The organism is Anditalea andensis, from assembly GCF_000714815.1.
Lineage (GTDB): Bacteria > Bacteroidota > Bacteroidia > Cytophagales > Cyclobacteriaceae > Anditalea > Anditalea andensis.
Map to the genome: position 1 here is coordinate 26997 of NZ_JMIH01000014.1, position 25785 is coordinate 52781.

The following is a 25785-nucleotide window of genomic DNA, read 5'->3' on the forward strand; positions in this document are numbered from 1 at the left end:
ATATGGTTAATATTAAAAATCTCCAATTAAGGGAATTTTAGAATTATTCCAGTTATTTTTAATAAAATATCCGATTTTATAAACTTGGAAAACCTCTGCAAATTTTGTAACTTTTAGCTTGATTAAATATACACCAACCTACTAAACTACTATTTATGTTTGAAAATTATATCACTTTGGAAGAAATAGGGGCTATGGAATGGCCTAATGTCATACTATGGGCCGCCCCTGTGATGTTTTTACTGGTATTTATTGAATGGGGTATCAGTATTTATCAAAATAAAGATTCTTACGACAAAAAAGATTTTTTGGCCGCTTCTACTATAGGATTTATTAATGTAGGTATTAGTGCCCTCCTCAAAGTTTTTATATTCGGTATAGTTTTATTTTTTTGGAATATAGTCCCCTGGAAAATCCCTCCCACGTGGTGGTCTTTTATCGGGTGTTTTATAGCCATAGACTTTGCTAGATACTGGGCCCACAGGGTGGCCCATGAGCAGCGTTTTTGGTGGGCCACACACATCACCCATCACAATTCGAAGAAATATAATTTTTCAGTTTCCTTTAGGCTGAGCTGGACCCAACACATTAAATTTATATTCTTTGTACCGGTAGTCATGATGGGTTTTGATCCATTTGTATTCTTTATTTGTCACCAAGTGGCAGTTCTCTACCAATTCTGGATCCATACTGAATACATTCAAAAACTCCCTGCTCCTGTGGAATATATCTTCACTACTCCTAGCCATCACAGGGTTCACCATGCCAGTGATGAGCATTATCTTGATAAAAATTACGGTTCTACTTTCATCATCTGGGACAGGATGTTTGGCACCTTTATGCCCGAAGGTGCCAGGCCTACTTATGGCATCACCAAGCAAGTAGACTCCTATAATCCTGTCTACCTCGTATTTCATGAATTTATCGATATATATAAGGACATCAGACAAGCAGAGACTGCAAAGGAAGTATGGCAGATACTTTTTGGTAAACCCGGTGACGAGGTGATCAAAAAAAGAAATGAATCCAGGCAAGAGGCACTTTCGATGCACAAAGATACATATATTCCTTCCCGAGAAATGCCTTCACCTGTCCTCACACCGAGTGAAAAGCCGCTGATGAAGAAAAAAGAAAGTTTGCCATAAACTAAATCCGGTGAAATCACCGGATTTTTTTATGCTACATATTTTAAAAGCAGCCTTTTGCTGATAGGAACCAGGCTTTCCTCTAAGGGCACATGATGCCTGCTATGAATTCTCCATACGGCCGGATTTGGCAGATCAATATAATTTTTACTTAAGTCCATTTTAATTTTAGTTTCCGTATCGAAAAGCGTGCTTTTAACGGTTTTCACAAAATTCAACCTGACTCCCCTAAAAGCGTCCAAACTATTTTCAAACAATCTCACTTTATACCTATAAATATAAATATCGCTTTCATTTTTATACGATAAAAATGCGTACCCTTCATGTTGGTATATGGGCCTTATACCGATGGGCTCAATCTCTAAATTATCCTCTATAAAGTCATAAATGGATTTCCCCTCATCTATTTTCTTTAATAAATGAGGCAGAGCATAGTCTACTATACTTTCTAATTCTTGCATAAGCTGACTCTTCCTGATAAGAGGTTCATAGTCAAGGCTAGTTGCATTTTTACTGATGCCTTTGATCTTCTTAGGAAAAGACATCCTCAAGTGTGCATGTTCAGCTTGAAAATCAGCCATTTTTTTATGTTGAACCATAAGATCAGCTAATGAAGGATACAGCTTGACTTGATCAAATTGTTTTTTGACATCCTGCAAATAAGCCAGAAGAAGGTACTTTTTATATTCAAAATCAATAAGTCCTTCTGAAAACCAGTTTTCTGATAGTTTATTCATATTAAATAAATTTTTAAAAATTTACAAAAAATATGACATAGGTACTAGAAAAAATTTGCAAAAATGGCAGTGGCTGTTGGTCATATATATTGAAATGACATGTCTTGTATACCAATTCCGCCTTTCTGTCATGAAAAACAGTCGATTTTACCTTGGCATAGGAAATGCAATGCAAGGTCTAAAAGAAACTAACTTTAAAAAACAAATAACATTATGTCAAACGTGAACATCAAACCTCTTGCAGACAGAGTGCTAGTAGAACCTGCTGCAGCCGAAGAGAAAACTGCATCTGGACTTTACATCCCGGACACTGCCAAAGAAAAACCACAAAAAGGAACTGTAGTAGCAGTAGGAAACGGCAAAAAAGATGAACCATTGACTGTAAAAGTAGGTGACACTGTGCTTTATGGTAAGTACGCGGGTACCGAGTTGTCAGTGGAAGGCAGCGATTATTTGATCATGAGAGAAGCTGATATTTTTGCTGTTCTATAAACAGATCACAAAAACCCACACATTAGTTTAATCGAAAAAATTAAAATTTAATTAAAATGGCTAAGGAATTATTTTTCAATACAAACGGAAGAGACAGGCTTAAAAAAGGCGTAGATGCTCTTGCTGACGCAGTAAAAGTAACTTTGGGACCAAAAGGTCGCAATGTAATCATTGATAAAAAGTTTGGTGCTCCCACTATCACAAAAGATGGTGTGACAGTGGCTAAGGAAATAGAACTGGACGAACCCATCGAAAACATGGGAGCACAGTTGGTAAAAGAAGTAGCTTCTAAAACTGCTGATGATGCAGGTGATGGTACTACTACTGCTACTGTACTTACACAGGCTATCTTTAATGTAGGTATCAAAAATGTAGCTGCAGGTGCCAATCCAATGGATCTGAAAAGAGGTATAGACAAAGCCGTAGCAGCAGTAGTAGAAGAGCTTAGAAATACTTCTAAGCAGATTTCTACTTCAAAAGAAATTCAGCAGGTGGCCACCATCTCTGCCAACAATGACGAGGAGATCGGTAAGATGATAGCCGATGCCATGGACAAAGTAGGCAAAGACGGTGTGATCACTGTGGAAGAGGCTAAAGGTACTGAAACTGAAGTGAGAACTGTAGAAGGTATGCAGTTTGACAGAGGTTATCTTTCTCCTTACTTCACTACCAATACAGAGAAAATGGAAGCTGAACTGGAGAATCCATATATCCTTATCTATGACAAAAAGATTTCTTCCATGAAGGAATTGCTTCCTGTATTGGAGCCTGTGGCACAGTCAGGCCGTCCACTTTTGATCATAGCAGAAGATGTAGATGGTGAAGCCCTAGCTACATTAGTGGTAAATAAAATCAGAGGCGCACTGAAAGTAGCTGCTGTAAAAGCTCCAGGTTTCGGTGACAGAAGAAAAGCAATGCTTGAGGATATCGCTATCCTAACAGGAGGAACTGTAATCTCTGAAGAAAGAGGTTATAAACTTGAAAATGCTACTGTAGAATATCTTGGTACTGCTGAAAAGGTAAATATCGATAAAGATACTACTACTGTGGTAAATGGTGCAGGAGATTCCAACACCATTCAGGGAAGAGTGAGTGAAATCAAAGCGCAGATAGAAAAAACCACTTCTGACTACGACAGAGAGAAACTTCAGGAGAGATTAGCTAAAATCTCTGGAGGTGTGGCCATCCTTTATATAGGAGCTGCTACTGAAGTAGAGATGAAAGAAAAGAAAGACAGAGTGGATGATGCCCTACATGCGACCAGAGCTGCTGTACAAGAAGGTGTGGTAGTAGGTGGCGGGGTAGCCCTTATAAGAGCTGCCAAGGCCTTAGATGCCTTAAAAGGCGATAACGAAGATCAAGATACCGGTATCAACATCATCAGACAGGCCATCGAATCCCCTTTAAGGACCATAGTATCTAATGCGGGCGGAGAAGGATCAGTTGTAATCAATAAGATCAGAGAAAATTCTGGAAATTATGGATATAACGCCAGAACAGATGTTTATGAAGATCTATTTGAAGCAGGTGTAGTAGACCCTACTAAGGTGACCAGACTTGCTTTAGAGAATGCAGCATCCATCGCAGCACTTCTTTTGACCACTGAATGCGTGATCGCAGATGTGAAGGAAGAAGGTGGTGCTTCAATGCCTCCAATGGGCGGCGGCGGAATGGGTGGAATGATGTAATCACACCCCATCTTCAAAATAAAAAAGGGAAGTCATTCTGGCTTCCCTTTTTTATTTGAATTTATAATACTATCTATACAATTTAAAAATGATAGAAGCCGTCAATGATATAAAAAGACCTATTTATGTCTTAAATAAATCCTTAGCTAATATATTTTTTACAGGATAATAAATTTTCAAATCCCTAATAAATCTCTTTACATCTTGTTTTTTGTGACTCATGTTTTTATGCTTCATTATGAAAAAATATGTATTTTTATACTTAAATTATAATAGTAACTTACCTGCTGAGTAGTATTGCAATTTAACCAATTAAGCATTGTCGATTGATGTATTCATTTGATTCGATTGTTCTAATTGATGACGATCCTATTAATAATCTTATTAATAAAAGATTAATCAGCAAATTAGATATCTGTCACAAAGTTGATGAGTTTTTAGAGGCAGAAAAAGCTCTCTGCACCATACAAGCCATGGGTAAAAATGGCCATTTACTTATCTTATTGGACATAAATATGCCAGTGATGAACGGCTGGGATTTTTTAAACCAATATCTAAAAGTTTGTGATGTAAGGAAAGATAAAATCATAGTCTTATCCAGCTCGATAGATTTTCAGGATAGACAAAAGGCCGAGGAATTTAACTGTGTCAGTGGATTTATAGAAAAACCACTCACTCCAGATAAACTCAAAAAAGTTTTATAATGTCGGTTCTTAATAATACGGATGAGCAAATAAAGCCCGTACCTGTAATGGAATTGTATCTTTTTGGTGAAAATACGCTAGAAAAACATCACATAACAAGTACCTCACAGATCAGTCAATACATCACCCAACCCTACAAGTTATGGTTAAATGTATGTGGCCTAGACAACGCCCCTATACTCCAGGATATCGCTAAAATTTTCAGTATACACCCATTGACATTGGAAGATATTCAAAATACCAATCAGCGGCCAAAACTGGAGGAATTTGACGAATTTGTATTTATCACAGCTAAAATGATATTTACCAAAAGCGGACTGGAGGAAATCATAACAGAACACATCAGCCTGTTATTTGGGCACCATTTTATCATTTCCTTTCAGGAAAAGCCAGATGATATATTTGATGCTATCAGAGTAAGGCTGGAAAACCCTTCAGGTAAAATGAGGAAACTAGGCACTGACTATTTTACCTATACACTGCTGGATATGGTGGTGGATCAGTACTATAAACTTATAGAACTCATAGGAGAACGAAATGAAGTATTGGAAGACGGTATAATAGGGGATAATAAAAACATCAAACTAGCCGATATCTATCTTCACCGAAAAGCTCTTCAAGATATCAGAAAAAGCACCTGGCCACTCCGGGAAATTTTATCCGCCTGGAAAAAATCCGACCACCCTTTCATTAAAAAGAAAACCAGTGTTTTTATAAATGATATTTATGAACATACAGTAGAAATTCTTGAAAGCCTGGAACTTCAAAGAGAAACCATCACATCATTGGTCGAAATATATATGACCCATTTGAGCATCAAGCAAAATGAAGTGATGAAAACACTGACCATTATAGCCACCATATTTATCCCCCTTACCTTTATAGCCGGTATATATGGAATGAATTTTAAAGTCATGCCAGAGTTGGAGTGGAAATATAGTTATCCACTTATATGGATCATATTTATCACTACCACCATCGCTATGCTTTATTATTTTAAAAAAAAGAGGTGGTTTTAATGGAAAAATGCAAGGTCTATTTTATTGACCTGAGTGCCAAAGAAGGCTATAATAAAACAGGAAACCAATACGCCTAAGCTGATGGCAAGTAAAGCTTTCTTTCTTTCAACCTTAAAAATACTGGCGGCAATAGTTCCCATATATGCTCCAGTAATAGGAAGCGGGATCATAACAAAAACCATCAAACCCCAAAATCCATACTTTTGGATTTTTTCTCCTACTCCATTTTTCGCCCTACGCATGAGTTTAATCGACCCCTTTTTATACGGCCTATATTTCCATAATTTGGTGTTAAATGTATCGATCAAAAACATCATCAGGGGAAATACCAATAGATTAGCAATCAGCCCTACCCCAAAAGCAAGGTATGGGTTAAGCCCATTTATAATCCCATAAGGTATGCCTACTCTGCCCTCTCCCAATGGGGAAATGCTGAATAAAAATGTAAAAATCAGGTGTTCCACTCAGTTCGCAAATTTCGCTACAAATGTAGTCTATTTAAGTTGAAACAGATAGAAAAGTAAATATTATAATTTATAAGGTTATCACCGTCTTACCATTATGAATTTTCTGACCCCATATCATGGTTCATTTTTATATATCCTCCCTGATTTCATTACAAAAACCACCTCTTTCATCACTTGTATATCCATTTCGGGATTGCCGTCCACCGCTATTATATCCGCCCACATACCCGCTTCCAGGACGCCTACTTTGTCCACTAACCCCAGTAGCTCTGCCCCTCTCAGCGTCGCCGTCTGAATAGCTTCCAGATTAGGCATACCTACTTCAGTCATGTAAATAAACTCTCGATAGTTTTCACCGTGCGGAAATACCCCAGCATCTGTACCAAAGGCAATTTTAACTCCTCTTTGATAAGCTTTTTCAAAAGTTGTTTGGATCTGTGCACCTATTGTTTCGGCTTTGGCCTTTACCAATGGATGGTAATATCCAGGTATGCGTGCATAGGCTGCTGCAGACATGCCAGCGGTGATCGTAGGGACATACCAAGTATTTTGAGATATCATCAGTTGCATGGTTGCTTCTGACATCATCGTACCATGTTCTATAGAATGGATACCTCCTGCTATAGCACGCTTCATTCCTTCATCACCATGGGCATGTGCGGCGACATGGATACCAAAATCTTTGGCCGTCTGAATGACAGCATTGATTTCATCCTGCTGAAACTGCGGGGCAGAACCGTCTCTTGCCACGCTCAGCACCCCACCGGTGGCCGTAATTTTTATAAGGTCCGCCCCCAGCTTCACCTGATGGCGAACTGCCTTACGGGAATCACTTTCACCATTGATCACTCCATCTGTAGGACCTGGGTCACCCATCATTGAACGCTTTAAACCATTAGTAGGATCAGCATGCCCACCGGTAGGGGCTATAGATTTACCTGCTGTATATATTCTCGGTCCTACCACTTTGCCTGCGGCTATGGCATGTTTAAGTGAAATATTAACCCCAGAACCTCCCAAATCCCTGACAGTGGTAAATCCTGACATCAGTGTAGTCTCAGCATACCCTGCCGCATTATAGGCAATATCAGCTTCATTACTGGTCATCCTTTCAGCAAACTGATTTGGACTGGTCTGACTTTCTATATGGACGTGCATATCCATCAGACCTGGCATCACAGTATATCTTCTTAAGTCTATTACCTTATCTCCAGGGTTGCCTTTTATAAATCCCTTTTCCACTGCCAGGATAATATCCTCATCTATAATTATGGTCATGGTATCCAGCAGTCGATTTTCCCGGACATCTACAAATTTACCTGCATGGATATATGTATTCTGAGCCATCGATAAATTAAATAAAAATCCAAAGCTAATAGTGGCAAATAAATATTTGTGATTCATAAAATGCAGGGATCAAATAAAATAAGCTCTAATATATAAAATAAGTTATATTAATCTATTGCTCCATTTGTTTCCCTTTCATAAATAAGATATCATGATGCCCATCAGGCCTAGCATACATTATCGGTATGCCTTTTTTTTATCTGAACTGCCTATTGGCCAGGGGCGGGATGTCCTCAGTATGATGATAGAAAAAGGGAGAAGAAACTTGCCAAACTATAAAGTCACCATATCTAATTACATGAAAGGCCAAAAGAATCGGTATTTATATCAGATAAGTTGTTTTATTCTTAAACAATTGTAATCAATAAGCCTTATATTAAATAAGGTGAAAAGATTATTCGAATCTGTTTTAAGGCCTTTTATATAGAAGTATTAAACATTATAATTAATCTTTTTCAATTATTCGATATATGCCAGATAGATCCGCATTCATTAGTAAAGTCTTAGCAGCAGCATTTGTAATTATTTTGTTATCATTAGGTTTCTGGCTGATAGGGTACGCCATAAAATTTTTCCTGCTAATTTTCGCTGCTATATTATTGGGTGTGTTATTACGTGCGGGGACTAATTTCTTTAAGGATAAACTTAAAGTCTCAGATGGTATTGGAGTAGGTATAAGCCTATTTCTATTTATAGGCATACTGGCAGGCATCATTATTTTGATCATCCCTACAGTAGTGGAGCAGTCCGAAGATATACAGGAACAGGCACCCCAGGCCTGGGAAAGACTCAAATCAGAGATACAGCAGACCACTGTAGGAGGCGCTATATTTGAACGGATCCCAGATGATCCTGAAGAATTGATGCCTGAGGATGAGGAATTGATGAATATGGCCAGGCGATTTGCTACTACCACCCTGGGGGTAATTACAGATATATTGATAATATTAATCATCGGGATATTTTTTGCGGTATCACCAAGGCTTTATGTACAGGGAGTGGTAGTCTTAGTGGCTCCAAGATATCGCCATAGGCTGGAAAATGTCATGGAACAAGTTTACCATGCTTTAAAATCTTGGCTTTTGGGCAAATTTATCGCCATGCTTTTTATAGGCACTGCATCCGCAATTGGCTTAATGCTATTTGGTGTACCTGCCGCCTTTGCATTAGGTTTTTTGGCCTTCTTAGCAGATTTTATACCTAATATTGGACCTTTAATAGCCGCTCTACCTGCAGTCCTCCTGGCTTTTCTGGACGGACCAATGACGGCATTGTATGTTGCCATATTTTATTTGGTCATACAGCAGGTAGAGAGCTATGTATTGGTTCCTTACATCTATAAGAAAACAGTGGCCATATCTCCGGTCATTACTTTGGCCTCACTTATACTGCTGGGTATATTAGCTGGAGGCCTCGGTGTCATAATGGCTACACCGCTCGTAGCTGCTATACAGGTAATCATCAGAGAACTGTACATAAAAGACTATCTTGAAAGAAACTTGGAAGATGAATCAGATAATTCGTTCGAATCCAGAATGGAAAATGTATAGGTATCTGCATATGATTAGGTAACCGCATGCACGCTATTATACACCGGCATATCCGTATTTTTTCAACTTTTATTTACTGGATAATGTCACCTAGGATTAATGGGATGTAATCCAAACTTCACTCAGTCGTTACGCCGGACAATCAGATACATATCATTGTCTAATTCAAGGTAACCATATTCAAAGCAGAAATAATATGAGGTCCGGTTCTTATTGATAAAGATATCAGTATGATATTTGAATTGAAAGCCTTTGTCAATCATGTTTTCACGGGTTACTTTTAAGGTTTTCTGATCATGCAGAAAACCCTCCAGAATACTTCTATTCTTTCTTAAAGCATTGGAAATATTCCTAACATAATTATTAGAAGATGCTTTGGCCTGATTATTAAAACTGTTTCTGCATAGGTCATCGCAAAATTTTTTGTCAGACCGACCTTTCAAAGGCTTTTTACATTTTAGACAAAGTTTAGTTTCCATATCAATAAAAAGTTATTTGAACATAAAAATATGTTCAATATAACTAATCATCATTTAAAAACAAATAATTATAGTCGTTTACAATCAGATATAAACGAAAAATTACCGTATAAAACTATTTTCACCCCTCATCTTTGAACTATTAATTAAAATTTATTCCTAACCTATAAAACAATAGAAATCATGATCAGGAACAGTGTAAGATTAACCGGAAGAATAGGCAACAAGGTAGAGGTAAAAGTCTTCGAAGGGAACAAAAAAATGGCCAGACTCAGCCTGGCCACCAATGAAAGCCGAAAGAACCAACAGGGAGAATGGATTACGGATACGCAATGGCACAATATAGTAGCCTGGGGTAAGCAGGCTGATTTTTTTGAAACCAAAACAGATAAGGGAACAGAAGTCTCCATCGAAGGTAGATTGATAAACCGATCCTATACAGATAAACAAGGAACAAAAAAATACATCACTGAGATTGTCGTCAATGAAGTTAACATACCTGCCGTGGAATCTAACCTATCAAAATGAAAGCAGTTTTTTTGGGGGGATATTATTTCCCCCTAATTTAATAGTGTATTTTATGCTATTTAATTTTATAAATATGCATTTCAAAATATTATATTTTTTTCTCTCAAAAAATATTATTAATATAATTAATTTATATAATTTACCTTCTGAAAACAATACTAATTTTTTAAAATGAGAGTATGTTATTAATGCATATGTACTATAAAAAATCATCTTGAAGCACATTTTTACATATGGATCATTTCTTTTGAAACAGTGGAAAGGGAAGCTTATTCTCTTTATTTCCTGTTGTTCCCTTTTTGTATTTCTCACAGGAATGAATGGGGAAAATCAAGACCCTATGTTCCAAAAACAGATCATTCAGCAAGTTGACAGTTTGAACATATGGGCAGAAAAAAATGTAGAGAACGAAATCTTTAAAAGCCGTAACTTATCTAATGATGCCTTGGTCCTTGCCAGATCTATTAATTATGAAAAAGGAGAAACAGAAGCCCTTATAAACTTAGGGTGGATTAACTACCGCCAAGACAATTATGACAAAGCTTTGGAGTATTCATTAGAAGCCTATATCAAAGCAGGTAAATTAAAATCTCCTAAAATAAACATAAGGGCGGCGTTCAATATTGGCGCCATATATAGTGACGGGAGTAAGGATCACCTATCAGCATTGCAGTATATCACCTATGCCTACGAAGAAAGCCTTAAAATAAATGATCTGGATAATTCTAAACGGGCCCTGAACAATATGGCTTATCTCCAATACATGTTAGGTGAATATGACAAGGCCATCAGCATTCTAGACAGTATACCTGGTATAAAAGATGAAAGCACAAATCCGCTGTTTCTTGGTTTTTCCCATAGGACTTATGGAGATATTTATTCCGCAAAAGGCGAAACAGAAAAAGCCTTGGAACACTATCTACAGTCTTACAAAATATTAAAGGAGTTCCAGTCCAAATCCAATCAGGTATCCTGTAACGTAAGACTTGGAAGACTGTATTTAAAGCTAGGAAACTATTCCCTTGCTAACCGATATCTACAAGAAGGTATAGAAATTAGCTTGGAGCATGAATATAAAGACCATATTGTGGCCTTATTTAATGAAATGGCCATTCTTCATGCCAACCAACAGCACTGGGAACAGGCATACCGATACCAACGGCTATATGCTGCTTGGTCAGATTCCTTATCCAACCAGATCAATTCGAAGAACATGGGGCGAATGGAAGCCAAGTTTGCTTTTGACCAAAAAATGAAAGAAGTGAATTTGGAAATTAAAAACAAAGAACTTCTAGCTGCCGAACAGCTCAAAAAGCAAATCTATGAAAGAAACATATTTGTATATGCATCTGGCTTTATGCTTTGCCTTATTATAATTACCCTGATCAGTTTGAAAAGAATAAAAAAAGCAAAACAAGTGGCAGAAATGGCCAATACAGCCAAATCTGATTTTATTTCAGTTATGAGCCATGAAATCCGAACACCCTTAAATGGGGTTATCGGTTTTTCGGAGCTGCTTTCCTCCACAGCACTCAATAATGAACAAAAACAGTATGTAGGATTGATCAATCAATCTGCCATTTCATTGATAGATATTATAAATGATATACTCGATTTTTCAAAAATTGAAGCTGGAAAAATGAAGATGGAGCTATCCCCTACCAATTTAGATTTACTTGGCTCTTCTTCCATTGATTTAATAGCATTTCAAGCCTATCAAAAAAATGTATCCCTCAATTTTAACATTACCAAAGACACTCCCGCTATGGTACTGGCAGATGAATTGAGACTAAGGCAGGTTTTGATTAACTTATTGGGCAATGCTATTAAATTTACAGATAAAGGCGCTATTGAATTAAAAATTGAAAAGATTCTAGATTTAGAAAGAAATTTCAGCATGATCCGATTCTCAGTAAAGGATACGGGAATCGGAATATCGGAACACAACAAGGAAAAGATTTTTGAAGCCTTCTCCCAAGAAGATAATTCAACTACCCGAAAATACGGGGGCACAGGCCTTGGACTGACTATTTCTAATAGAATATTGGCCCTAATGGGCTCGAAGCTTTCTCTGGTGAGTGAAATCGGATCAGGGAGCACTTTTTTTTGTGATATCAAACTTGAGCAATTAGATATTCTACCTGAAAGTTTACATAATGATGTTAAGATGTTAACCCCTGTCAACTTAACAGAACAAGAAGCAACACTACTTTTATCCGATTTGGAAGTAAACATACTGATAGCAGAAGACAACCCTGTAAACATGCTGCTTACCAAAAAGCTGGTCAAACAGTTTATACCCAAAGTAAAATTATACGAGGCTTCAGACGGAGAAGAAGCTGTAAATATTTTTTTAAAGAAAAAGCTTGACCTTATATTGATGGATATACAAATGCCCAACATGAATGGTTATGAGGCCACCCAAAAAATAAGAAAAATACATACCGAAGGATCTTCCCTGCCTATCATAGCTTTGACAGCCAGCGCCCTAAGCGGGGAAAAGGAGAAATGCATCCAAGCAGGCCTGAATGATTACACCACCAAGCCTCTTGATAAAAAAATGCTTTTAAATATATTATTGAAACATCTGCTTATACCTACATCACCATAAGCCCACATGTATATCATGGGGGGTATTAACGATGTTAAGATCGTTTTATTAAATTCGTATACTTATAAAGAGTAGAAATATGTATATAAAATAATGGTTAACACAAAGGTTAAAACCCCCAATACACTCTAAAAATCCAGAAATGGGATCACTCTGCAACGAGGGCCATCCCTGGATTTAATAGGTTCAAGTATATCAATATGCGATAAATTTATTATCTACCTATTCTACTTTTTGAATGACTAAATTATGATTAGTGTAAATACATACATCTGCTGCTATACCCAAACTTTCCCTTACCATCTCTTCTGCCGATAAATGAGAGGCAAATTTTTTCAGGGCACGGGCGGCTGACTGCGCATACATACTTCCTGAACCAATCGTAGCGATATACTCATCAGGTTCTATCACATCCCCTGTACCGGATATGATCAGTATATCTTCACTATCAGCTACGATCATCATCGCTTCCAATTTACTGAGCATGCGGTCGGTACGCCATTCTTTGGCCAGTTCTACAGCGGCTCTCTTCATATTATTATTGAAAGACCCCAGCTTTTCTTCAAATTTTTCCAAAAGAGTGAAGGCATCCGCTGTGGAACCGGCAAAACCAGTGACAATTTTACCTCCCTGCAGCTTTCTTATTTTATTGACACTGCTTTTGGCTACAGTATTGCCCAAAGTGGCCTGTCCATCTGCACCGATGACTACTTCTCCATTATGTTTGATAGCCACTACTGTGGTCGACTTCAATTTTTCCATTGTAATTTTATTTTTGGTTGTAATAAGACTTGCAGCTATATGAAAAAGCCCTTATTGTACTAAGGAATCTATCAAAAGCTATACTAAAGCAAAAAGTCCTGATAAATCAGGACTTTTTGACAGGGTAATCTTTATTTTAAATTAATATTCTAACTGGGTCTTCCAAAAGACTTTTGAATGTCTGAAGGAATGCAGAACCTACTGCTCCATCTACCACTCTGTGGTCACAAGAAAGGGTCACTTTCATTACATTTCCGACTTGCATTTGACCATTTTTCACGATCACCGTTTCTTTAATACCTCCTACAGCCATGATGCAGGCATCAGGGGGATTAACTATGGCGGTAAATTCATCGATACCGAACATTCCCAAATTAGATATAGTGAATGTATTGCCTTCCCAATCTTTTGGTTGAAGCTCTTTGTTTTTAGCTTTTCCGCCTAGAGTCTTGGCTTCCTGTGAAATCTGGGATAACGATTTATTGTCCGCAAATCTGATAACTGGGACCAGAAGACCTTCTTCGACAGCTACTGCCATACCTATATGGATATGGGAGTTATACCTTATTTTATCTCCTAGCCAAGAAGAATTGACTTTAGGATGCTGACGGAGAGCAGATGCCACGGCTTTGATCACCATATCATTGAAGGATATTTTAACCGGTGCAATTTCATTCATGCTTTTACGCGCTTCCATCGCCTTGTCCATATTGATTTCCATCGTCAGATAGAAATGTGGCGCTGTAAATTTACTTTCGGCCAGACGTTTTGCGATGGTCTTTCTCATTTGAGAAACTTTTTCCTCTCTATAGGACTCTTCCCCTACTGCAGATTGAACTGTAGCCGGCTGGCTGACGGTAGCAGAAGAAGGTTTAGCTTTAGCCGGATCAAACTGTTCTATATCTTTTCTGACTATCCTTCCACCTTCACCGGTCCCTTTTACTAAAGAAATATCATATCCTTTTTCTTCAGCCATTTTCTTAGCCAGCGGTGATGCTTTCAGCCTTCCTCCGTCTCCAGTGCCATTCGCAGTAGTCTGATCTTCAGGTGTGCTGGCTGGCTGATCATAGCCGCTTTTACTGGATTCCTCGTTAGAAGCTTTATCTGATCCTGGTTTTGGTTCGGTTTTTTTCTCTTCAGCGTTGGGTTTTTCAGCCTTCTTAGAAGATTTATTTTTATGTGACTGAAGCAGTTTCTCATAGTCCGCTCCTTCCTCACCGATAATAGCAATTACCCCATCGATTTCAACAGAATCTCCTTCCTCTACTCCTACATAAAGTAATATACCGTCTTCATAGGATTCAAGCTCCATGGTAGCCTTATCTGTTTCTACTTCTGCAAGGATGTCCCCGGATTTTACCTCATCTCCTACTTTCTTTAACCAGCTGGATATAGTCCCCTCCTGCATGGTATCACTCATTTTGGGCATCGTAATCAGATTGGCATTGATACTGGATGTATCTACTTCCTCTGAATCATTTCCATCTTCCGATTCATCCTTGGTTTCAGTAACCTCTTTTTCACCTGAATCTTCTGTCTTTTTATCGTCTTTCGGCTGATCTTCTGAAGTGTCCTCTTTGACAGCAGCGCCACTCCCAGCTTCTTTAAGCAAGTCGTCTATATTTTCGCCTTTCTCACCGATGATGGCTATTACACCATTTACGGGAACAGAATCTTTTTCTTCTACACCTATATGCAGCAAGGTCCCTTCCTCATATGATTCCAGTTCCATTGTGGCTTTATCGGTCTCTACCTCGGCAAGGATATCGCCAGGCTTCACTTCGTCACCTACTTTTTTTAACCAAGCTGCGATTACCCCTTCTTCCATGGTATCGCTCATTTTGGGCATTCGTATTATTTCGGCCATAAGCTTATTAGTTGCAAATCTTTGTTAAGGATTTCAAAAATAGTTTTTAAAACTCTTTATTCAAATTTAATAGTAGTATTTTCATGGTTCAAAATACTAATAATATCAACAAAAGTAAATTAATGCCAATAGTAAGAAATATTACTTATAGTAATCCGCCCTTGCTTTTCAACGGTCACTTGCAGACCATTATCCCGGCCCTGTTCAGAAAAAATATCCCGCTTCCATTTTTCAAAGAAAGAATAGTCACTGAAGATGATGATTTTATAGACCTGGATTGGATCAGAAACCATAATCGTAAACTAGTGATCATCAGCCATGGGCTGGAAGGCAATAGTCGTAGGCCCTATATGTTGGGTATGGCCAATGCATTTTGTCATAAAGGATATGATGTCCTCTGCTGGAACTTCAGAGGATGTAGTGATGATATAAATAAACAGTCCATTTTCTACAATTCTGGAGCCACCTATGATCTGGATACAGTGATTAAACACGCTGCAGAAGGTTATGAAGAAATCTTCCTCATCGGCTTTAGCCTTGGAGGCAACCTGACCTTAAAATACTTGGGTGAACGGCGGGAAAGAGACCTGCGCATTAAAAAAGCAGTCACCATCTCTGTCCCTCTCCATCTCGAAAGCTCTTGTGAAAAAATTTCCAATAGAGAAAATACAATCTATTCACGTAGATTTCTCAAATCTTTAAAAACAAAAATTGTAAAAAAGGCAGTCCTCTATCCGGACATCATCCAGGTGAAAGGTTTAAGAAACTTAAAATCTTTGATGGATTTTGATAATATTTATACCGGACCGCTTCACGGTTACAAAGATGCCCATGACTATTATGACCAATGCTCATCCCTTTATTATCTGGAAGGAATAAAGATCCCCACCTTAATAATCAATGCACAAAACGATCCGTTTTTGAGTTCAAAATGTTTTCCAATAGACTTGGGCAAAAAACTTGAAAATGTCTTCATGGAGTTCCCAAAAACAGGAGGCCATGTAGGATTCAGTCCCCACCGACCAAAACAAAAATACTGGTCTGAAAAAAGAGCATTTGAATTTATCAGTTCAGATAAGTAAATTCAAACATAATTTTAAATTTAACACCCTATGTGCGGAAGATATTCTCTTGCCAAAACAAAAGATGAATTAGAAGTGAGGTTTAGAGCCGAACTATTGGAGACATTTTCTCCTAGATATAATGTGGCACCGACGCAGCTGATGCCTGTTATCACTTCTGATAGCCCAAATGGGTTTTCCCACTTTTACTGGGGAGTCACTCCAGAATTTGCCAAGAACAAACCGGTAAGCCAAAAGTTCATCAATGCAAGTGCCGAAACCATTGCTCAGAAAGCTTCTTTTAAGCATGCTTTTCAAAAAAGGAGATGTTTAATCCCTGCGGATGGCTTTTTTGAATGGAAGCAATTGGGAAAAAAATCGAAGATACCTCATCGATTTACGTTAAATAATGATCATATATTCTCCTTTGCCGGCATATGGGATGAATACGAAAACGAGAAGGGGGAGATTAAACATACCTTTCTGATCCTTACCACCCGGGCTAATGAGCTCTTGGCTTCGGTACATGACAGAATGCCCGTCATATTGACCCAGGATGCAGAAAAAATCTGGCTGAGTAAATATACTTCCGAAAAAGAACTGTTAAATATCCTTGGACCCTTATCCCATACAGAAATGATGAGTTACCCTGTTTCAACCCAGGTAAATGAGCCGGGAAATGACAATCCATCCCTGATCCGAAAAACCTCGCCCATGGATCAATTTGGCAACTACACCTTATTTGGATAATAGCCTTACCAAACATAATTTGAATGTACCGGATAAAATCAATGTAAAAACCCAAAAGCTGTTATCAAATCTTAATGCCTGATAGATCATTCCGCCCGGGCAATATCGAAATTAAGCAGTGCACTGCACCCCACCAAGTAGATTGGGAAAAGTGGTAAATTAAAATTTTAGCTAACAGATTAGCATTTTATTTGTTATTAAACCAAAACAAAAGATCGGTTATTTTTTCTGTCAAAAAGATTGGATGACTTAAATATCCCAAAATAACAATGCTAATGATGAAAAAATCAAGAATAATAGGTGCAGGTCATTCACTTCCTGATAAAATAGTAACCAATGAAGATCTGTCCCAGATTATGAACACCAACCATGAGTGGATAGTAGAGCGGACCGGCATAGAGGAGCGCAGATGGTTTACACCTGGTAAAGATACGGTAAATAGCATGTCTTTAGCCGCTTCTAAAATGGCTATTGAAAGAGCCGGAATTTCCACTAAGGATATTGATTTCATAGTATTCGCCACCATCACACCGGATTATTTTGTACCTGGAAACGGTGTATTGTTACAAAGGGATTTAGGCCTTCAAGGAATAGGTGCATTGGACATTAGAAATGCATGTTCGGGATTTTTATACGCTCTTTCTACTGCTGACCAGTTTATCAAAACCGGTATGTATAAAAACATATTAGTGGTAGGTGCGGAAATACAATCATCTGCATTGGACAAAAGCGATAATGGTAGATCCAGCGCTGTCATATTTGCAGATGGTGCCGGAGCAGTAGTGCTTCAGGCAACCGACCCTTCGCAATATGGAATCCTGTCTACACATTTACATGCCGATGGAGACTATGCTGAAGAGCTTTACTTAAAAGATCCAGGTAGCAGCAGGGAAGTACGTATTTCGAAAGAAATAATAGATCAGCCCAGCTTCAAAATGCACATGAACGGCAACACCGTATTTAAACATGCAGTGGTCAAGTTTCAAGAGGTGATAGAAGAAGCGCTACAGTATAACGGCATGCAAAAAGAAAACATCGACCTGCTGATTCCCCATCAGGCAAATCTTCGAATAAGCAATTTTATTCAGCAAAAATTGGGGCTCCCAGATGAAAAAGTTTTCAATAATATCATGCATTACGGCAATACCACTGCTGCCACCATACCTATAGCTATCAGTGAAGCGTGGGAGCAGGGTAAAATCAAAGAAGGCGACCTTATATGTTTAGCAGCTTTCGGAAGCGGATTCAGCTGGGCATCTGCTTTATTAAATTGGTAAACTTATATTTCCATGGATCAGTCGAAGATTAATAATGAACTGCTGAACAATAGGCAGATTTTTAACGACATACATAAAACCAAAAATCAGTTCAAGGAAGTATTTACTACCTTATCAAATGATCTTTCACATATTAATATCAAACAGTATTATCCTTTAAGTAAAGGATTGAAAATAAGTATGGGAAATGAACTCGAAAAATGTCCCTATCAAGTACTTGATATATTTAGAAATTTTGATAAAAAAATGGGTCATAATATAAGGATCCTGAATTGGTGGGGACACGGGTTATATATTTTGGTTTTCTTTGGTTACGAACTGGCTATTGAAACCCGAAGTAATCAGAAATATTTTCTTCATAAGGGCTTTAAACTAACTCAGGGCAGTTCGCCCTGGGATTATAGCAACCTGGCCAATACACCTATCATAAGCCCAGAAGATCCAGGGGATACCATAGAAAAACATATCCATCAGTATCGCTATTTACAGTGGTGCAAAAAAATTGAAATCGCCACTGAAATTGATTCTCTACAAAAATCACTGGGAAGAGAATTAAACCGAATTTTCGATTTTCATAATATTAAAATATAATATTCAAGAAAAAGATTTAATTTGGAAACATGTTTTAAATGAATGACGTAACATTTTGAAGGTATAAATTATACAATCAACCCATGAAGAATATCACGATTCTCTTTATCATAACAGCTTTAATTGTTTTGCCTTATAAAAATGTATACAGTCAGGCTGTTACACTTTACAATACTGATTCTACACTAATGGGTACTGGGATAATGCAAGCAGGGAAAATGGATGGACTGTGGAAATTCATGAATCCATCTACCAAATTAGTGCTGCAGCAAGGTAATTTTTCAGATGGAAGGCGCGAAGGAAGATGGGTAACCTATCATCCCAATGGCCAGCCCCGAATTGAAGCGGAATACAAAAACAATAACCTAAGTGGGGCATATAGAGAATTTGACAGAGATGGTTCCCTTATATTAGAATCAGTACTGGAAGATAGTGTCATAGTGGGGCCGTATAGGACCTACTACCCTTCCAGCGAAACTCCCGGAAGACGCAATCCCCAGATTAAGACAGAAGGTGAGTATAGAAACGGCAAAAAAACCGGTCCTATGATCTCTTATTATGCCAATGGCCAAGTGGCCATAAGGCAGACATATGAAGACGATAAATTGGAGGGGCCATACCAAGAGTTCGATGCTTCAGGGGAAATGATTTTGGAAGCAAATTACCGTAACAACAGGCCACATGGAACTTACAAAAGATATGGCGGCGGAATAGTTGAAGAAGAGGGTGAGTTTGATATGGGAAGAAGAGTGGGCCCATGGAGGACTTTTTTCCCTTTTACCCGTGTGCCCGAATCAGAAACCAACTATGACAACAGAGGAAACAGAAGTGGAGAATGGACTTATTATTATGAAAACAGAAGGATAGCCAGGATAGAAAGGTATGAAAATGATATACCGGCAGGCACTTGGGAAGAATATTATAACAACAGAAACTTAGCAAAACGCAAAACTTACGAGTTAGGCATGCCTATAGGGGAATATATCGAAAACCACAGCAATGGAAACGCCTCTGTCAGGGGACAATATGAAAATGGGGTGAGGACTGGTACATGGACAAATTATTTTCCCGATGGTGAAATCTATAGTGTAGGTGAATACAAAAATGATGTGAAATCAGGCTTATGGAAATTTTTCAACAGGATAGGAATCCTTATTGCAGAGGGAGAATTCCAATTGGGAAGCGAACATGGTCAATGGTTTTATTATTATGATGGTGGGCAGTTAAGGTCTGTAGGTTCTTATTTCTTTGGCTTTGAGGATGGAAATTGGGGGTTATTCTATGATAATAAGCAATTGACCCAAGAAGAAACCTGGTCCAATGGCCGCTTGATAAATATAGGTGAATACTATAGCTATGACGGTTCCAGGACATTGGAAAAAGGAACACTGACAGATGGAAATGGAAGCCGAATTACGTATTATGTTAACGGCCGAAAAGAATCTGAAGGTAATTATGCATCAGGAAGACCTGAAGGAACTTGGAGATATTATCATGATAATGGTAGGTTAGCTTCTGAAGGACAGCTGGTAGATGGACTGAAAGAAGGACAGTGGAAATATTATAATCGGAACGGAAGATTGGACGAAGTTTTGATCTTTGAAAATGACGAAGTCGTACCACTCGAGGTGCCGGAAGCAGATCTGCCGTTTCAACAGTTTAATTATTAAACTACATAAAGCTCCCGAAAGGAGCTTTTTTTTTTTGATTTATCAGACTTATACTGGGGATTGGCAACGGTGGTTTTAAAGGCTACATGCTTGTATACCGGATACCTTTATACTAACTCAATATAGCAAACCAAGCATGGAAATATCGCTAATATAAACTCCTATTACATTTTAAATGCATTTTATATCTATAAAGAAGCCTCTTATTAATAATTAGTAGATATATGTTAACAAAATAATTTTTATCTGTTAATTTAATACATAAAATCAAATTATTTCAAAATAATAATTTAAAACCCATGACTTAAATAATTTTTTTATGTAAGTATTGGTTTAATTGTGTAAATTTTATAATTTCAAACTTTCATATGATATGAGAATGAATTTAACTGACCCAGGTAAGATATTAGGGGAAAAAGAGGGAGTAGTAGAGATAAAAAATTATCTGAACAAAATAAAGATAATTAAGCATCTGTACACTAATAGCCATGATACGGCTACCTCAATAGGTACTGAAATCGGAATCAGTTTACCTACAGTAAATGCCTTGCTTACCTCTTTATTAAAAAGTGGTCAGGTGGTGAAACAAGGTCAGGGAGAATCTCAAGGAGGAAGAAAACCTGATCTATACGGACTAGCTGCAGATTCGTTTTACATCCTTTCTTTAGACATCAGCAAATATAAAGTACGTGCAGCCATATATAACCCAGCACATGAAACAGTTACAGATATTGAGTCTATTAAAATCAGCTTAAACAATGAAGAAGAAACCCTTCAGATCATATCGGATTTTATAGAAAAAACTATATCAGGGTCAGGATTAAATAGAGATACCATTATAGCCATAGGGATATCCATGCCTGGACTTATCGATTCTGAGCAGGGGGTGAATTTCAGCTATTTAAACTTTGGGGAAGGAAGCCTTAAAGAAAAGCTTGAGAAACAGTTCAATATTAAAGTTTATATAGAGAATGATGCAAGAGCGATGACACTTGCTGAATTCAAATTTGGCCAAAACCAAAATTATAAAAATGTCTTGGGCGTTTTCATCGGTTGGGGCATAGGACTGGGGATCATCATAGACGGTAAGCTATATAGGGGCGGGGCTGGATTTGCAGGTGAACTTGGGCATTCACCCCTCTTTGAATCTAGGGGTATCACCTGTTCTTGCGGTAAGACAGGTTGTCTTGAAGCAGTAGCATCAGGCACTGCCATAGTCCGTATGGCAGAAGAAGCCATCAAATTGGATGGGACTTCTATTCTGAGCAGGATAGTAAGTAAAAGCAAAGAATCAGTGGAACCCTCCCATGTAGTGGAGGCCGCATTGGCGGGTGACCAAAGAGCTATTACCATTATATCTAAAGCAGGAATGGATTTAGGACAGGGTATTTCTATCTTAATTCAGCTGCTAAACCCGGATCTGATTATCATAGGCGGAATGGTAGCCGAGGCAGAACAATATCTCACTACCCCTATCCAACAGGCATTAAACCTCTACAGCATGGCCAAGTCCAGAGAAAAATCCGAATTAGCCCTATACAAGCTAGGTAAAAATGTCGGACTTCTAGGTGGGATAGCTGTAGTGGTTGAAAAAATCTTTGAAGACATTGTTAATTAAAATAGACCTACATCAAGATTATTCCTTTTTATACTAGAAAAAGAATTCATTATGCTAAGCAACTATCCTTTATCAAAAGTAGAAAATCAGTTTTTAAAAGAATCTGGAACCCCCACCATCACTACCCTAATCCCTTATTTGACGGTAGATAATTTCCCAAAACTAGGGCTATTGACAGCATGTAGGTTTTTGGAATGGGCAGCCCAAAACCCTGAAGGTGTGATCAGTTTACCTACAGGGAAAACACCTGAGTTTTTTATTAAATGGACAAAATTTTTATTGGAGAACTGGGACAGTCCTAAAGGTAAAGAGATCAGAAAAAAATATGATATGATGGACGTTAAGAAACCTGAATTATCAGGTCTGCATTTTGTCCAGATAGATGAATTTTACCCGATATCTTCCACCCAAAAAAACAGCTTTTTCCATTATGTGAACAATTATTACATCGAAGGTTTTGGGTTAGACCCCAAAAAGGCTTTACTGATAAACTCGGATGAAATTCCATTGGCAGATAATTTGAGCTTTAAAGAAGTCTTCCCAAATTTGACTGTAGATCTTTCCCTTAGATTCAGGGAACCGACCACACAGCTGGAGCAGCTACAGCAAACCTCCATATACCTCATAGATAAATGGTGCGGGGAGTATGAACAGAAAATCAGAGATAAAGGAGGGATAGGCTTTTTTCTAGGAGGAATAGGTCCTGATGGACACATTGCTTTTAATACGAGGGGATCTCATATATATTCAGTCACCCGCCTTACAGAAACAAATTTTGAGACCCAAGCAGTAGCTGCAGGTGATCTTGGAGGTATAGAAATCTCTGCCAACAGGCTGGTCATTACTATAGGATTGGACACTATCGTATATAATCCTGATGCTGTAGCCATTATCATTGCAGCCGGTGAAGCCAAAGCACCCATAGTCAAAAATTCTCTGGAAATACCAATGGACAATCTCTATCCGGCCACTGTTCTACAAAAACTGAAAAACGGAAGATTTTATGTTACAAAAGGTGCCGCATCTAAATTAGAAGACAGTGTAGACAATTTTTATAAGTCCGGCCCATGGACTATTGAAAAGACTGAAAAGGCTATCATAGACTTGTGCAAGAAATTAAAAACCTATGGACATAGACTGAAATTAGAAGACCTTAAAAATGATAAATACACTTCCCTTATCCCTAATCTTTCTGAAGACACAGTCAAAGAGATAATGGAAAGAGTAGTAGATAAGCTCAATAGAGGTACTACAAAAGAAAAAAATGAAGTACTCCTGCATACAGGCCCTCACCATGATGACATTTCATTGGGCATTCTTCCCCATGTGACCAATCAATTACAGGAAAACAGTAATCAAGCACACTTTTCCGTACTGACATCAGGTTTCACGGCTGTCACAAACAGCTTTGTCATCAATACCCTCAATGAAACCAAAAACCTTCTTGACCAGGGTAGGATTCAAATGGTTAATTTTGAAGACTTCTTCCAGATAGGTTATAAGCTGAAAATGGATAAAGATGTTTATCATTATTTGACTAATGTAGCTTCCGAGCAGCCCGAACAAAGGTTACGCGGATTATGCCACAGAGTGGTACGGGCATTGGTAGGTATTTATAAAATAGAATCTGTCACTGCACTAAGGGAAAAGATCAATGATGTAATCAGTATACTGAGGAACTCTTATGATGGAGAAAAAAACCCTGCTACTATCCAGAAGCTGAAGGGCATGATTAGGGAGTTTGAGGAAGAGCTGGTATGGGCACATTTCGGAGTGCAGGTAAAAAACGTACACCATCTGAGGCTTGGGTTTTATACCGGAGACATATTTACGGAACAACCGGATAAGGATAGGGATGTAGAACCCATAGTAGACCTATTTAGAAAGATCAACCCTACCAAGATAAGTCTGACGCTGGATCCAGAAGGCAGCGGTCCTGATACGCACTATAAGGTATTACAAGCTACCGCTGAAGCCGTCCGCAAATGGGGCAAAGAAAAAGATTTAAGTAACCTACGAATAATCGGTTATAGAAATGTATGGTTTAAATTTGAACCTCATGAAGCCAATGTCATCGTACCCGTTTCTTTAGGAGACATAGCGGTAATGGAAGATTCTTTTGCTAATTGTTACCTCAGTCAGGTCAATGCATCTTTCCCAAGTTATGCTCATAATGGCAAGTTCAGTACCATTGCTAAAAGAACCTGGGTGAACCAACTCAACGATATTCAGTTACTATTAGGTAAGAACTACTTTTATTTACATGAAACAGCGAAAGTAAGATCCAGCCACGGCCTGATTTTCTTTAAAGATATGGATGTAGAAGAATTTTTGGAACATGCCAGAGAACTGGAAAAATCTATAGAGGGAATGTTGTAAATATATTGCATTAATTACATCCTGATCTTTGTAGTAGCATCTTGAAATATTGTATGAAAAAAATAATTGAGCAAAAAAATAATTATCCCATTTTGGGAATGGATATAGGAGGAACAAAAATAGCTTCTGCTATAGGCATAAACGGAGAACTTTATCATCAAAAAAAAGTACCTACTCCTTCTGAGTCTTCACAGGAAATGGTTCTCCAAACAATTGTAGAGCATATTTCAGGATATTTGTCTTACGATTTCAAAGAAATAGGGATAGGTAGTCCGGGATTGGTAGATACTGCCCAAGGCATTATCTACCACTTGGCAAATATCCCATCTTTTAAAGAAGTTAATCTTAAATCCTATCTAGAGAATATTTTTGAAGTCCCTGTACACATAAACAATGATGCTAACTGCTTTGTATTGGGAGAACACCAACTGGCACAGCAATACCAACATTTGGTAGGCATAACCCTCGGCACAGGTATCGGTGCCGGAATTATAGCAAACGGAAAACTCTATGGTGGCCATCAGTGCGGGGCTGGAGAATGGGGAGGTGCGTCTTATCTGAACAAAACCTATGAAGATTACTGCAGCGGCAAATTCTTCAGAAAAAGAAGCGGATTAAGTTCAAAAGAACTCTTTAAGCTGGCTCAAGATGATGATCCCTTAGCGCTGGCCGTGTTTCAAGAATTTGGAACCCATGTAGGGAAACTCGTAAATCAGATCATGTTTGCCTACGCTCCTGAAGCTATTGTATTAGGCGGATCCATCAGTAAAGCATTTCCTTTTTTTAAAGATAGCCTCAGACAAATGATACGTACTTTCCCCTATAAATCAATCAGTAATAATCTTCATGTATATGTTTCCACCACGGAAGACGCTGCTATTTATGGAGCTATATCTTTAGTAGAAACAAGGGCTTTAACAGATGAAACTGTTTCAGAAAAGAGAATTTAAACTGACAAACCCTACCTCTATTGGTATCCCTTAATAATTTAACAATTATTAAGGGATACCAAAATCATATAGAAACAGCTGGTAAAAAGCTAA

22 protein-coding genes are annotated in these 25785 nt (G+C 38.1%); 16 read left to right on the forward strand and 6 right to left on the reverse strand.

Translation table 11 applies throughout. The features are described from left to right. Positions 1-155: 155 nt before the first annotated feature. Positions 156-1145, forward strand: coding sequence for a sterol desaturase family protein (locus EL17_RS03770; protein WP_035070362.1), 990 nt, complete (start codon positions 156-158; stop codon positions 1143-1145). Between the two features lie 29 nt (positions 1146-1174). Here the strand turns inward: EL17_RS03770 and EL17_RS03775 are convergent, their stop codons facing one another. Beyond that, on the reverse strand, positions 1175-1882 hold the full coding sequence (locus EL17_RS03775) for a hypothetical protein (RefSeq protein ID WP_035070366.1): 708 nt from the start codon (positions 1880-1882) through the stop codon (positions 1175-1177). Positions 1883-2095: 213 nt separating this feature from the next. Between EL17_RS03775 and EL17_RS03780 the strand changes: the two genes are divergently transcribed. From EL17_RS03780 to corA, 4 genes are all read left to right on the forward strand, one after another. Further along, the gene (locus EL17_RS03780; RefSeq protein ID WP_035070368.1) at positions 2096-2374 is read left to right on the forward strand and encodes a co-chaperone GroES; all 279 of its coding nucleotides are present in this window, start codon (positions 2096-2098) and stop codon (positions 2372-2374) included. A 56-nt stretch (positions 2375-2430) separates the two neighbouring features. After that, a complete protein-coding gene (groL, locus tag EL17_RS03785; RefSeq protein WP_035070373.1) occupies positions 2431-4062 on the forward strand; it encodes a chaperonin GroEL in 1632 nt (543 codons plus the stop codon). A gap of 329 nt (positions 4063-4391) precedes the next feature. Next, a complete protein-coding gene (locus tag EL17_RS03790) occupies positions 4392-4766 on the forward strand; it encodes a response regulator (protein ID WP_035070378.1) in 375 nt (124 codons plus the stop codon). After that, positions 4766-5785, forward strand: coding sequence for a magnesium/cobalt transporter CorA (corA, locus tag EL17_RS03795; protein ID WP_164674949.1), 1020 nt, complete (start codon positions 4766-4768; stop codon positions 5783-5785). Before EL17_RS03790 ends, corA begins: the two co-directional genes overlap by 1 nt. Here the strand turns inward: corA and EL17_RS03800 are convergent. Both EL17_RS03800 and EL17_RS03805 read right to left on the reverse strand, forming a co-directional pair. Further along, the gene (locus tag EL17_RS03800; RefSeq protein ID WP_035070383.1) at positions 5782-6249 is read right to left on the reverse strand and encodes a COG2426 family protein; all 468 of its coding nucleotides are present in this window, start codon (positions 6247-6249) and stop codon (positions 5782-5784) included. The genes corA and EL17_RS03800 overlap by 4 nt on opposite strands. A gap of 117 nt (positions 6250-6366) precedes the next feature. Next, the gene (locus EL17_RS03805) at positions 6367-7656 is read right to left on the reverse strand and encodes a metal-dependent hydrolase family protein (RefSeq protein WP_035070386.1); all 1290 of its coding nucleotides are present in this window, start codon (positions 7654-7656) and stop codon (positions 6367-6369) included. A gap of 413 nt (positions 7657-8069) precedes the next feature. On the opposite strand from EL17_RS03805, the gene EL17_RS03815 reads away from it, so the two are divergent. After that, a complete protein-coding gene (locus EL17_RS03815) occupies positions 8070-9149 on the forward strand; it encodes an AI-2E family transporter (RefSeq protein WP_035070392.1) in 1080 nt (359 codons plus the stop codon). 122 nt (positions 9150-9271) lie between these two features. Here the strand turns inward: EL17_RS03815 and EL17_RS03820 are convergent, their stop codons facing one another. Further along, on the reverse strand, positions 9272-9628 hold the full coding sequence (locus EL17_RS03820; RefSeq protein WP_035070395.1) for a hypothetical protein: 357 nt from the start codon (positions 9626-9628) through the stop codon (positions 9272-9274). A 183-nt stretch (positions 9629-9811) separates the two neighbouring features. On the opposite strand from EL17_RS03820, the gene EL17_RS03825 reads away from it, so the two are divergent. Together EL17_RS03825 and EL17_RS22515 are read left to right on the forward strand one after the other, a co-directional pair. Further along, positions 9812-10156: a single-stranded DNA-binding protein gene (locus tag EL17_RS03825; protein WP_035070397.1), complete on the forward strand. Its 345-nt coding sequence runs from the start codon at positions 9812-9814 to the stop codon at positions 10154-10156. 214 nt (positions 10157-10370) lie between these two features. Next, a complete protein-coding gene (locus tag EL17_RS22515; RefSeq protein WP_205623533.1) occupies positions 10371-12767 on the forward strand; it encodes a tetratricopeptide repeat-containing hybrid sensor histidine kinase/response regulator in 2397 nt (798 codons plus the stop codon). 222 nt (positions 12768-12989) lie between these two features. On the opposite strand, the gene hslV is transcribed toward EL17_RS22515, so the two are convergent. Further along, positions 12990-13529 (reverse strand): ATP-dependent protease subunit HslV, encoded by a 540-nt coding sequence (hslV, locus tag EL17_RS03840; RefSeq protein ID WP_035070403.1) that lies wholly within the window; start codon positions 13527-13529, stop codon positions 12990-12992. 136 nt (positions 13530-13665) lie between these two features. Then, the gene (locus EL17_RS03845; RefSeq protein WP_035070406.1) at positions 13666-15396 is read right to left on the reverse strand and encodes a pyruvate dehydrogenase complex dihydrolipoamide acetyltransferase; all 1731 of its coding nucleotides are present in this window, start codon (positions 15394-15396) and stop codon (positions 13666-13668) included. A 122-nt stretch (positions 15397-15518) separates the two neighbouring features. Between EL17_RS03845 and EL17_RS03850 the strand changes: the two genes are divergently transcribed. The 8 genes from EL17_RS03850 to EL17_RS03885 all read left to right on the forward strand — a co-directional run bounded on the left by EL17_RS03850 (position 15519) and on the right by EL17_RS03885 (position 25692). Continuing rightward, positions 15519-16478, forward strand: coding sequence for a YheT family hydrolase (locus tag EL17_RS03850; RefSeq protein WP_035072024.1), 960 nt, complete (start codon positions 15519-15521; stop codon positions 16476-16478). 30 nt (positions 16479-16508) lie between these two features. Further along, a complete protein-coding gene (locus EL17_RS03855) occupies positions 16509-17207 on the forward strand; it encodes an SOS response-associated peptidase (protein ID WP_035070409.1) in 699 nt (232 codons plus the stop codon). Positions 17208-17485: 278 nt separating this feature from the next. Next, complete coding sequence (locus EL17_RS03860; RefSeq protein WP_035070412.1) at positions 17486-18484, forward strand: 3-oxoacyl-ACP synthase III family protein; 999 nt, start codon at positions 17486-17488, stop codon at positions 18482-18484. Between the two features lie 12 nt (positions 18485-18496). Further along, positions 18497-19075: a hypothetical protein gene (locus EL17_RS03865; RefSeq protein WP_035070417.1), complete on the forward strand. Its 579-nt coding sequence runs from the start codon at positions 18497-18499 to the stop codon at positions 19073-19075. A gap of 83 nt (positions 19076-19158) precedes the next feature. Further along, the gene (locus EL17_RS03870) at positions 19159-20745 is read left to right on the forward strand and encodes a toxin-antitoxin system YwqK family antitoxin (RefSeq protein WP_035070419.1); all 1587 of its coding nucleotides are present in this window, start codon (positions 19159-19161) and stop codon (positions 20743-20745) included. 379 nt (positions 20746-21124) lie between these two features. Then, positions 21125-22363: an ROK family protein gene (locus tag EL17_RS03875; protein WP_035070422.1), complete on the forward strand. Its 1239-nt coding sequence runs from the start codon at positions 21125-21127 to the stop codon at positions 22361-22363. Positions 22364-22414: 51 nt separating this feature from the next. Continuing rightward, positions 22415-24742 (forward strand): PIG-L family deacetylase, encoded by a 2328-nt coding sequence (locus tag EL17_RS03880; RefSeq protein WP_035070425.1) that lies wholly within the window; start codon positions 22415-22417, stop codon positions 24740-24742. A gap of 53 nt (positions 24743-24795) precedes the next feature. Then, positions 24796-25692 carry an ROK family protein gene (locus EL17_RS03885; RefSeq protein WP_051719802.1) on the forward strand — a complete coding sequence of 299 codons (897 nt, stop codon included), beginning with the start codon at positions 24796-24798 and terminating at the stop codon, positions 25690-25692. Positions 25693-25785 lie beyond the last annotated feature (93 nt).

Excerpts from the sequence above, each read along its gene's own strand:
- EL17_RS03770 (WP_035070362.1), top strand. The coding sequence starts at position 156 with ATGTTTGAAAATTATATCACTTTGGAAGAAATAGGGGCTATGGAATGG.
- EL17_RS03775 (WP_035070366.1), bottom strand. The coding sequence starts at position 1,882 with ATGAATAAACTATCAGAAAACTGGTTTTCAGAAGGACTTATTGATTTT.
- EL17_RS03780 (WP_035070368.1), top strand. The coding sequence starts at position 2,096 with ATGTCAAACGTGAACATCAAACCTCTTGCAGACAGAGTGCTAGTAGAA.
- groL (WP_035070373.1), top strand. The coding sequence starts at position 2,431 with ATGGCTAAGGAATTATTTTTCAATACAAACGGAAGAGACAGGCTTAAA.
- EL17_RS03790 (WP_035070378.1), top strand. The coding sequence starts at position 4,392 with ATGTATTCATTTGATTCGATTGTTCTAATTGATGACGATCCTATTAAT.
- corA (WP_164674949.1), top strand. The coding sequence starts at position 4,766 with ATGTCGGTTCTTAATAATACGGATGAGCAAATAAAGCCCGTACCTGTA.
- EL17_RS03805 (WP_035070386.1), bottom strand. The coding sequence starts at position 7,656 with ATGAATCACAAATATTTATTTGCCACTATTAGCTTTGGATTTTTATTT.
- EL17_RS03815 (WP_035070392.1), top strand. The coding sequence starts at position 8,070 with ATGCCAGATAGATCCGCATTCATTAGTAAAGTCTTAGCAGCAGCATTT.
- EL17_RS03820 (WP_035070395.1), bottom strand. The coding sequence starts at position 9,628 with ATGGAAACTAAACTTTGTCTAAAATGTAAAAAGCCTTTGAAAGGTCGG.
- EL17_RS03825 (WP_035070397.1), top strand. The coding sequence starts at position 9,812 with ATGATCAGGAACAGTGTAAGATTAACCGGAAGAATAGGCAACAAGGTA.
- hslV (WP_035070403.1), bottom strand. The coding sequence starts at position 13,529 with ATGGAAAAATTGAAGTCGACCACAGTAGTGGCTATCAAACATAATGGA.
- EL17_RS03845 (WP_035070406.1), bottom strand. The coding sequence starts at position 15,396 with ATGGCCGAAATAATACGAATGCCCAAAATGAGCGATACCATGGAAGAA.
- EL17_RS03850 (WP_035072024.1), top strand. The coding sequence starts at position 15,519 with ATGCCAATAGTAAGAAATATTACTTATAGTAATCCGCCCTTGCTTTTC.
- EL17_RS03855 (WP_035070409.1), top strand. The coding sequence starts at position 16,509 with ATGTGCGGAAGATATTCTCTTGCCAAAACAAAAGATGAATTAGAAGTG.
- EL17_RS03860 (WP_035070412.1), top strand. The coding sequence starts at position 17,486 with ATGAAAAAATCAAGAATAATAGGTGCAGGTCATTCACTTCCTGATAAA.
- EL17_RS03865 (WP_035070417.1), top strand. The coding sequence starts at position 18,497 with ATGGATCAGTCGAAGATTAATAATGAACTGCTGAACAATAGGCAGATT.
- EL17_RS03870 (WP_035070419.1), top strand. The coding sequence starts at position 19,159 with ATGAAGAATATCACGATTCTCTTTATCATAACAGCTTTAATTGTTTTG.
- EL17_RS03875 (WP_035070422.1), top strand. The coding sequence starts at position 21,125 with ATGAATTTAACTGACCCAGGTAAGATATTAGGGGAAAAAGAGGGAGTA.
- EL17_RS03880 (WP_035070425.1), top strand. The coding sequence starts at position 22,415 with ATGCTAAGCAACTATCCTTTATCAAAAGTAGAAAATCAGTTTTTAAAA.
- EL17_RS03885 (WP_051719802.1), top strand. The coding sequence starts at position 24,796 with ATGAAAAAAATAATTGAGCAAAAAAATAATTATCCCATTTTGGGAATG.